Here is a 4,673-nt window from a genome sequence, read left to right on the forward strand (position 1 = left end):
GCGTCATCCTGGAGGCGGGGTGGGACCGGGGGCCCCGGTGGCTGGGGCGGCTGCGGGTGGCCGTGAAGTGGCGCATGGCTGCGTTGCTGGGCCGGGGAGGTGCGCGATGAGCACGGACTTCGCGGCGGACCATGCGCCGCGCTGGCGCGAGGGCGTCTCCGGCCAGCGCTTCGGTTCGGACTTCATCGTCCTGGATGCCGAGGGCAACACCCTGCGTGGGCTCAACGGAACGGCCATTGAAATCTGGGAGCTGTGCGACGGGACGCGCACGGCGCGGGCCCTGGTGGAGCAGGTGGCCCAGCGTCACGGATGGGACGTGGAGCAGGTGTTGACCGACACGCTCAAGTTCTTCTCGGAGCTGACGCGGCTGGGGCTCATCGACGAGTTGGAGGAGGCGCGGTGATGCGGACGCGTTTGGCGCTCCTGGCGGCGGCGGTGATGCTGGCCTCGTGCACGGAAGGCGTGGCGCCCCATGCCCCTGTTCATGCGCCCCCGGCGCAGGAGCCGGTGGCGCCCACGGACGTGTTGCCCCCGCGCGAGGGTTCGGAGGCCCGGCCACCGCCCGCTCCGGTGGAGGAGCCGGAAGTGCCTCCATCGCCCGTGGTTCCACAGGGCTCGGCCACCGTCATTGGCCTGGGCGAGGGGAGCCGGGGCTTGCTGTCCGTGGCGCAGGTGGACGTGGACCTGACGGTGAGCGGCGTGCGTGGCCGGCATACGGTGTCAGTGGAGTTCGTGCCGCCTTCCGGGCTGCCGTATGAGCGGCGGTCGGCGGAAGTGGATTCACGCGTGGACGAGTCGCGCACGGTGCGCTTCTCCCTGCCCGTGGCAGGCACCGCCGTGGCGACGTCCGGCATGAGCGGGACGTGGCAGGCCCGGTTCTTCCTCGATGGGGCGCCGCTGACGGCGGCTTCCTTCACCCTGGATCCGTGAGGGCTCCTTTCATGCGTCCATTCTCCGCCTCCCTCGTCGCCGCCGCCGCGCTCCTGGCGCCTTCGCTGGGGTGGGCGCAGTCGATGACCCCGACCGCCGTCTTGACCACGCAGCCGCAGGGTGGGGACACCCGCGCGCGGGTGGTGATGGACGAAGCGTCCGAGCTGACGGTCGATGTCCGCAACAACACCTCCAGTGGGTCGCCGCTCTTCCGGCGCATCAACGAGGTGTGGTTCGCGCTGCCCAGCGGCTACATCCCGCTCGCGTCCATCCCGCCCCCGGGATGGACGGTGGACTACATCGCCAGCGAGCGGTGGGTCATCTTCTACAATCAGGACTCCTGCAATGGCAGCGGCGACTACGGCCTGGGCCAGGACGAGTCAGCCCGGTTCGTCCTTCGCGTGGTTCCGCCGACTTCGAACAACGACCAGAACAACGAGCGCTTCGTCGCGAATCAGACGTTCGCCCGTGACACGTGCGCGGGCGGCGACTTCGCCACGTCGGTGACGACCCCGGCCGCGAGCTGGAGTCGCTCCGGCCTGTACACCACGGTGGATGTGCGTCCTCGGGTGATGGGGGTTGGCGGCGACATCGACGCGCGGATGGTGGTGGAGAACCGGACGGGCACGAACCACAACAACACCACGGTGGAGGGCCCCTCCACGGGCGCGGGCGCCGTCACCTTCCAGGTGGTGGACACCGAGCCGGCGCCGTTCCGCATGAACATCGCCAGCCGGAACGCGGGCGTCTATTCCGCGAGAGTGCGGACGGGCTCGGCCGGAACGCTGGTGGCGCGGGTGCGGGGCGTCAGCGGGAACGGCAACACCGTGTCGCCCGCGATGGACGCGCGGATGGTCAACGTGGGGGCGCTCCCGGTGGCCATGGACGTGGACACCGATGACGCGTTCAACAACGAGACGGTGCGCGTGCGGCTCACGGTGACCAACCCGTCCTCGACGGACACGTTCCTGAACGTGACGCCGCGCGCGCCCGTGTTCCAGGGCACGGCGGCCGCGGCGCTCGTGTCGGGGCCTGGGAGCGCGAGCGTTCCCCGGCTGGACCCGGGCGCCTCCGCGCACTTCGTCTGGACGTACCAGCTCACGGGAGCCCCGTTCGCGAACTACCGGTTCCGGGGGCAGGTGGATGCCACGCGCAACGGCGCCTCCGTGACGTCGAACCTGGTGGACTCGAACCAGGGGCGCATCGTGCAGCACCGCGTGCGGACGAACATCAGCGCGGTGGCCGCCAACTCCACGAACCGGTCCGTCATCTACACCATCCAGAACCGGGGCCCCATGCCGCTGCATGAGGTCCGGCTGCTGCGGCCCGCGCCCAACTACTTCACGGTCGGCGGCGTGCTGCAGACGCCCACCGGGTGGCGCATGGCGTCCAACAGCGCCACCACGGGCATCACCTGGGAGTCGACGAACGCCACGGGCATCCCGGTCAACGGCGAGCGCTCCTTCACGGTGGTGTATTCCAACTTCGGGGCCGGCGTGTCGCTGACCGGGCCCACCACGTTCCGTCATCGCTTCCACCTCATCGATGACTACGGCGGGCCGCAGATTCGCATCGACACCCCGATGACGCTGGTGCAGGGCACCGTTCCCGACGTCAACCGCCTCACGGGCGTGGCGCGCGATGGCAGCGTGACGCTCACCTGGGACAACCCGGCGGTGCACGGGGGCGCGTTGATTCTGCGCGCGGAGGGCGCGCCACCCAACCTCTCTCCGACGCAGGGGCTGACCTACGCGGCGGGGGCCTCTCTGGGCAACGCCCAGGTGGTGTACGCGGACGACGTGGGCGCCACCACGACGTTCACCGATACGTCCGTCACCAACGGCACCACGTACTACTACCGCGTCTTCAACTCGGATGACCTGCGGTGGTACTCGCCGGGCAACCAGCCGACGTCGCAGGCCCTGGTGGCCACGCCTCGTGCTCGCGTGGGCGCGGCGCCGCTGTGGTGCTACTCGGTGGGCCTGAATGCCTCGCAGCAGCCCATCACCGAGCTGGGCACGGGCATCTTCAGCGCCTTCAACGACTCTGTCGTCGCCAACCTCACGCAGGTCACCAACCCGTCGGCGGATGGCGCGGAGCGGTGGCGGCCTCGCCCGCTGGCGGGCCTCATTGGAAGCCGCTTCCCGGTGGTGCCGCTGCATGGCCTGTCCGGGCAGTACATCCTCGTGGGGGACCAGGGTGGGGTGGCCAGCGCGCTCAACGCCGCCACCGGCCAGCTGCTGTGGCGATGGGACAATGGTGGCCAGCCCATTGGCACCATCCAGTCGTTCCCGGTCACGCAGCTCTTCGACTACGCGAATGCCGCATACCGGGCCGCGCACCCCAACCGCGACCTCGTCTTCTTCGCCACGCGGCTGGCGGACGCTTCGCGCAACCGGGTGGTGGCCCTGAATGCCGCCACCGGCGCCCTGGTCTGGAGCTACCAGCCTGGGAATCTGGGCATGGTGGCGGGCGGCATGGTGGTGGACTACACCACCAACCGGCTCTTCGTGGCGACGCGCGCGCACGCGGGCTCGCCGGACACGCTTCGCGTGCTGAACACGCTGACGGGGCAGGTGCTGGCCCAGCTCTCGGTGGGCGACGTGGAGCTGAGCCTGGTTCGCAATGCGTACAGCAACCTGATTCTCGTGACGGACAGCGATGGCTTGGTGCACGGCGTGGACGCCGCCACGGCGCAGCTCGCGTGGAGCCTGCCAGTCACCACGCGCCCGGCGCCGAACACGCCTGCCTTCACCAGCTTCGTGCGGCCCCAGGGCTCGGGCTTCGTGGCCAGTCTCGCGGCTGGCCGGGTGGCGCTGTACGACGTCTCGGGGCCTGCCCAATCGCCGCCGGTGCTCCGGTGGAGCACGCCGATCGCGTCTCCTTCTGGCGTCTTCTCCTTCAACCGGAATGGCGTCGTGCGCCTCTACGTTGGCAGCTCCGACGGGCAGGTCCATCAACTGGAGTTGCTGGATGGTTCCGACTCCGGTCAGGTCTCGATTGGTGGTGCGCAGCGCATCGGAACTCCCACCATCGACCACACAGTGAGCCGCCTCCACGTGGGCTCCGAAGATGGCCGCATCTGCGCGTTCCCCGTTCCTTTCCCTTGAAGAACGTCCCTTCTTCCTCGCTCGCACTCCTCATGACTTCGGACGCCTTCCAGACGACGCCCCTTCCTGACTCCGGCCCTGCCTATGAGGCGCCGGCCATTCTCTGGGAGCAGCCCTTCGTGGCGCTGGCGCAGATTTCCCAGTGCAACATCCCCGGTGAGTCGGAGTGCATTCCCTGAGCCTTCCGCCGGAAGGCCCCGCGGCGGACGCGGCCCTCTGGCTGCGAATCGCCGGTTGGACGGGAGTTGTGGAAGTCGGCGAGGCGGGCCTGCGAGACTCGCTCCGGCGCATGTTCTCCCGGTTCGTGGTGTCCCCAAGGCGACAGGGCAGTGAGGTGGCTCGGCTCGTGGCCGAGGCCCCCGCCCAGGCGCGTCCTGCTCCCGTCATTCGCGAGCTGCCACGGGTCCTCCGCGGAGAGGACGGCGCGCTGCGCCTGGCCGGCGAAGACTACGACGCGACGCTTTCCGCCGACGGCCGCCAGGCCCACGTGGAGGGGCAGGGGCGGTTTCCCGTGGAGACGGTGCTGAAGGTGATGCTTGCCCGGGCGCTGGCTCGGCGTGGCGGGCTGTTGGTGCATGGCGTGGCGGTGGCGCACCAGGGCCGGGCCGCGCTCTTCACGGGGCACTCGGGGGC

At 70.0% G+C, this 4,673-nt stretch carries 4 protein-coding genes and 1 pseudogene; all 5 read left to right on the top strand.

Annotated features, from left to right (window positions below; genetic code table 11):
- The first annotated feature begins 106 nt into the window (after nt 1-106).
- The gene (locus tag HNV26_RS36855) at nt 107-403 is read left to right on the top strand and encodes a PqqD family protein (protein WP_011553743.1); all 297 of its coding nucleotides are present in this window, start codon (nt 107-109) and stop codon (nt 401-403) included.
- On the top strand, nt 403-930 hold the full coding sequence (locus HNV26_RS36860) for a hypothetical protein (RefSeq protein WP_171445533.1): 528 nt from the start codon (nt 403-405) through the stop codon (nt 928-930). The genes HNV26_RS36855 and HNV26_RS36860 overlap by 1 nt, the downstream gene beginning before the upstream one ends.
- 11 nt (nt 931-941) lie before the next feature.
- Complete coding sequence (locus HNV26_RS36865) at nt 942-4,040, top strand: outer membrane protein assembly factor BamB family protein (RefSeq protein WP_171445532.1); 3,099 nt, start codon at nt 942-944, stop codon at nt 4,038-4,040.
- Between the two features lie 32 nt (nt 4,041-4,072).
- Entirely contained in the window at nt 4,073-4,219 is a 147-nt protein-coding gene (locus tag HNV26_RS36870) for a hypothetical protein (RefSeq protein WP_171445531.1), read from the top strand.
- Nucleotides 4,207-4,673, top strand: a pseudogene (locus tag HNV26_RS36875) (hypothetical protein); the annotation flags it as partial. The gene HNV26_RS36870 and the pseudogene HNV26_RS36875, both read left to right, overlap by 13 nt.

Origin of the sequence: Myxococcus xanthus, from assembly GCF_013116825.1 — a bacterium.
In the GTDB taxonomy this organism is placed as follows: Bacteria; Myxococcota; Myxococcia; order Myxococcales; family Myxococcaceae; genus Myxococcus; species Myxococcus xanthus_B.